This window comes from uncultured Campylobacter sp., assembly GCF_938045535.1.
GTDB lineage: Bacteria > Campylobacterota > Campylobacteria > Campylobacterales > Campylobacteraceae > Campylobacter_B.
On the sequence record NZ_CALIMQ010000247.1, the window covers coordinates 1 to 4,352 of the forward strand.

General features: G+C 45.9%; 6 protein-coding genes and 1 pseudogene. 6 read left to right on the forward strand and 1 reads right to left on the reverse strand.

All coding sequences use genetic code 11. The annotated features are described in order from the left end of the window. The 6 genes and pseudogenes from Q0095_RS07710 to Q0095_RS07735 all read left to right on the forward strand — a co-directional run. On the forward strand, nucleotides 1–1,013 hold a 1,013-nt coding region (locus tag Q0095_RS07710; RefSeq protein WP_297882851.1), incomplete at its 5' end, for a M23 family metallopeptidase. 50 nt (nucleotides 1,014–1,063) lie between these two features. Beyond that, nucleotides 1,064–1,948: a UDP-3-O-acyl-N-acetylglucosamine deacetylase gene (gene lpxC / locus Q0095_RS07715; RefSeq protein WP_297882853.1), complete on the forward strand. Its 885-nt coding sequence runs from the start codon at nucleotides 1,064–1,066 to the stop codon at nucleotides 1,946–1,948. 63 nt (nucleotides 1,949–2,011) lie between these two features. Next, a complete protein-coding gene (locus tag Q0095_RS07720; protein WP_297882855.1) occupies nucleotides 2,012–2,410 on the forward strand; it encodes a glycoprotease in 399 nt (132 codons plus the stop codon). A gap of 8 nt (nucleotides 2,411–2,418) precedes the next feature. Continuing rightward, nucleotides 2,419–3,300, forward strand: a complete 882-nt coding sequence (gene thrB, locus Q0095_RS07725; RefSeq protein ID WP_297882857.1) for a homoserine kinase — start codon at nucleotides 2,419–2,421, stop codon at nucleotides 3,298–3,300. 21 nt (nucleotides 3,301–3,321) lie between these two features. After that, nucleotides 3,322–3,549, forward strand: coding sequence for a hypothetical protein (locus tag Q0095_RS07730; RefSeq protein WP_297882860.1), 228 nt, complete (start codon nucleotides 3,322–3,324; stop codon nucleotides 3,547–3,549). Next, a pseudogene (locus Q0095_RS07735) lies at nucleotides 3,533–3,625 on the forward strand (translation initiation factor IF-2 N-terminal domain-containing protein); the annotation flags it as partial. The gene Q0095_RS07730 and the pseudogene Q0095_RS07735, both read left to right, overlap by 17 nt. A 201-nt stretch (nucleotides 3,626–3,826) precedes the next feature. Here the strand turns inward: Q0095_RS07735 and Q0095_RS07740 are convergent. Further along, on the reverse strand, nucleotides 3,827–4,352 hold a 526-nt coding region (locus Q0095_RS07740), incomplete at its 5' end, for a cation:proton antiporter (protein WP_297882862.1).

The window sequence follows — 4,352 nt, forward strand, 5'->3', positions numbered from 1 at the left end:
CGTGGAATTTTGCGCAAGGAAATAAGAGCGTAAAAACGGCAAATATAATAATAGATGACAAAAAGCCCATCATAAATATTATCAATCAATCCTACAAAATCACCAAAGGCGGTAGCGCCGTGGTTGTATTTTCGGCAAAAGACGAGCGCCTAAACGAAGTCTATGTCAAAACCAACTATGGCAAAATTTTTAAAGCGATTCCTTTTGTAAAAGAGGGCTATTATGCGTCTCTCGTAGCGTGGCCTGCAAATTTAGAGGAATTTCGCGCAGAAGCGGTCGCCACCGATCGTGCAGGCAACGAAAGCATTTCGCAGATAAAATATTTTTATCAAGACAAAAAATATAAAGTCTCTACTATCAAGCTAAATCCGGGCTTCATTAACGGCAAAGTAAGTGATCTGGCTAGCCAATATGCGCAGAATTTTAACTCGATGAGCGATTTGGAGAAATTTAAATTCGTAAACGAAACTCTGCGTAAGAAAAACGGAGATGATCTGCACGCTGCTACTAGCGCGGTGCACGAGGATAGAATAAATGGATTTGAGCTAAAGCCTTTTTATCCGCTTGCTAAAGGCGCAGCGGTAGCAAGCTTTGCCGATCATCGGATATTTTTTATGAACGACGAACAAGTAAGCGAGTCATGGCATATGGGGCTCGATCTAGCAAGCGTCGCAAACGCCGATATCAAAGAGAGCAACTACGGCAAGGTAGTTTTTGCGCAGGAAAACGGAATTTTCGGATTAAATTTAGGAATTTACTACGGTTTTGGATTGTACGGCATCTACGGACACTGCTCGGCGACGCAGCTAAGTGTGGGCAGCGACGTAAAGCCGGGCGACATTCTAGCACAGACGGGCTCAAGCGGCTTTGCTTTCGGAGATCATCTGCATTTTGGTATCGTAGTTCAGGGCGTGGACGTAAGACCCGAGGAGTGGATGGATCCTAAGTGGATGAAAGATAACATTACCGATGTCTTAGAATCGTCCAAAAAAGTAATAGAAAAAGGTAAGTAAATTTTAAAATTTTCGCTATAATGCGCGGGTTAATGAAAACGAGGATAGAAATGAGACAGACAACGATAGCTAAGAAAGTCCATAACGTCGGCATCGGGCTACACAAAGGTGAGCCTATCAGACTTACGTTAGAGCCTTTAGAGGCAGGCAGTGGAATCGTATTTTATAGAAGTGATCTTGGCATTAGTTTTAAAGCCGAGCCGAAAAACGTCATAAATACGCAGATGGCGACCGTCGTAGGAAATGAGAAGGGCTATATATCAACAATAGAGCATCTAATGAGCGCCATTAATGCCTATGGTATCGATAATATCCGCATCATCGTCGATGCTAATGAAATTCCGGTGATGGACGGAAGTTCGGCGAGCTTTTGTATGCTTTTGGACGAAGCGGGAGTAAGAGAGCTTGACGCGAATAAAAAAGCCCTCATAATCAAGCGTGTCGTGGAGATTCGCGAGGGCGATAAGCTAGTGCGCCTAAGCCCGAGCAAGAGCCCGAAATTTGATTATACAATTAAATTTAGCCATCCGCTCATCGGTACTCAGCACCATGTTTTTGAATTTAGCAAAAAAGCCTATCTTAAAGAAATTTCGCGCGCCAGAACTTTTGGGTTTTTGAAAGATGTGCAAGCGCTGCGCTCCATGGGGCTGGCTCTAGGCGGCAGCTTAGAAAACGCCGTCGTAATCGATGAGAATAAAATTTTAAATCCCGAGGGCTTGCGCTTTGAAAACGAGTTCGTCCGCCATAAAATTTTAGACGCGATCGGCGATCTTGCGCTCGTAGGTGCTCCGATTTTGGGAGATTATACGGCGTTTGCGGGAAGCCACGATCTAAATCATAAACTCACTTTGGCAGTCCTTGCCGACGCGAAAAATTTCGAGCTAGTAGATCTTACCGCCGAGGTTGTGCGCGAATATCAAAAAGTCTTTGCTTGAGGCTGCAAAATCAAAGAGGTTGAAATTCTAATCGCTGCTCTTAGCGCTCCGTGCCTGCTCGGTGTGTATGAAAACGGCGCTAAGATAACGGAATTTGCAAGCGCCAAAGACGAAAAAGCCGATAACTTCCTGATCGCTAAATTTAGCGAAATTTTAAAAGATTACAAAATCAAAGATCTCATCTACGCAAATACTCCCGGCAGCTTCATGGGCATGAAGGTAAGCTACGTGATATTGCGCACGCTTAGCATCGCCCTTGATGTGCCGCTGTACGCCATCAGCGGCTTTGAGCTAAGCGGCTTAGGGCCGATCAGGGCGAACAAAAACTTCAGCTACGTTTACGATCGCGGCAAAATCAAAATGAAAAAATGCGCTCCCGCCGCGCTATCTTTACCACAGGATTTATCGGTTTTAAATAAAAGCGATGATATACTTCCAAATTACATCATAGAAGCGGTTTAGGAGAGAGCTTGATTATAAGAATTCCTGCGACGAGCGCAAATTTAGGCCCCGGTTTCGACGCGCTCGGTCTTAGCCTAGGGCTATTTAACGAAGTAGAGATTACCGAGCAGAAGTTTTTTTGCGTATCGCTTAGCGGCGAGGGCAGCGATAGAGCGTGGCTTAAGAAGGGTAACGCTTTTTTGAATATTTTCAATGAAATTTACAGAAAACTAGGCGGCGGGCAAGAGATAAATTTTAAATTTGCTTTTCACAACAACATCCCGTTTTCGCGTGGGTTGGGCAGCAGCTCGGCCGTGATCGTAGGCGCCATCGCAAGCGCTTATAAAATTTGCGGTTTTGAGATCGATCGCGCTAAAATTTTGAACACGGCGCTGGAATATGAAAATCACCCCGACAATATCGCGCCCGCAACGCTCGGCGGCTTTGTCAGCAGCGTCGTGAACGGCAAGACGGTTCGCACGCAAAAATGCGAAATTTCGCAAGATCTGCAAGCCGTCGTCGTTATCCCCGATACGCCGATGCCTACGAACGAATCTCGCGGAAAGCTGCCTAAGAGCTTTTCGATCAAGGATTGCGTCAGCAACCTCTCGCATGCGGCGTTTCTGACCGCTTGTTTTATGCGGCGCGACTACGACAGCTTACGCTACGCCTGTATCGACAAGATGCACGAACAGATGCGCATGGGCGCGCTTCCGCAGCTTTTTAAGCTGCGCGAGATCGCCTATGATAACGGCGCGCTTATGAGCTCGCTCTCCGGTAGCGGCTCAAGCTTTTTAAATTTAGCCTACAGATCCGACGCCGCAAAGCTTAAAGCCTGCCTTAGCGAAAATTTTAAAAACTTCCGCGTCGAAATTTTAGAGATCGACAACGGCGGCTTTAATATTGACTAAGAAAAATAAAGATATAATCGCATGAGCGAACCGATTAGGATGTGCGTTATTTGCAGGGGGCGCTTCGCCAAGCGCGAGCTCCACGCCTTTTTGCAAAATTTTAAAAATATAAGCTCAAACAGACAATTTTATATTTGCAACGGTTGCATAAATCAAAAAGAGAAAATTTCAAAATATCTATCTAAATTTGCGTCTAGCGCAGATTTGGGACATATCAAGGAGAGAGTTTTAAATGGGTGTTCTGATTAAAGATATCGCGGACGAGCTTGGATACGCAAGCAAAGAGATAATCGAAAAAGCGCAGGAGATGGGCTTTAAAAAGGTAAAAACCGCGTCGAATAAAGTAAGCGAAGAGGAAGCTGCCGCTATTTACGATTATATCCAGACGGGAATTTTGCCGGGGAAAAAGTCAAAGCCCGCGAAGAAAAGTTCCGAAAAAGCGCAAGAGGACGAGAATAAGCCCGCTAAAAAACAGAGCGAAACTAAAAAAACCGTTAAAAAAGAGAGCCCTAAAAAGGCGGAAAGCTTAAAAGCTTCCGAATCCAAAGAGCCCGCGCAGAGCGTTAAAGAACCTAGCGATGAAAAAGACGACCAATGCTTTCAATACCAGCAAAATTGCCAGCAAAATCAGAATCTGCTGCCAGCCGCCGATTAAAGCTTGGATATCCAGTTTCATGCCGACCGTGATAAAGAAGAAACCGAGCAGAATATCGCGGAACGGACGGATGTCGTCTTCCACCTGAAAACGGTATTCCGTTTCCGAAAGCAGCATACCGGCGACGAATGCGCCCAATGCCATGGACAGGCCTTCAAGCTCTGTCAGATAGGCCACGCCCAAAGTAACCAGCAAAACGTTGATCATGAAGAGTTCAGACGACTTGCGTTTGGCGACCATTCTGAACCAGCGCGACATTACCTTGCTGCCGATAACGAACAACACGCCCAGCGTGACCAGCATTTTCAATCCGGCAAGACCCAGCGCGACCCACAGACTGCCTTCTTCGCCATTGCCCGACAACGCAGGAATCAGGATCATCAACGGTACAACGGCA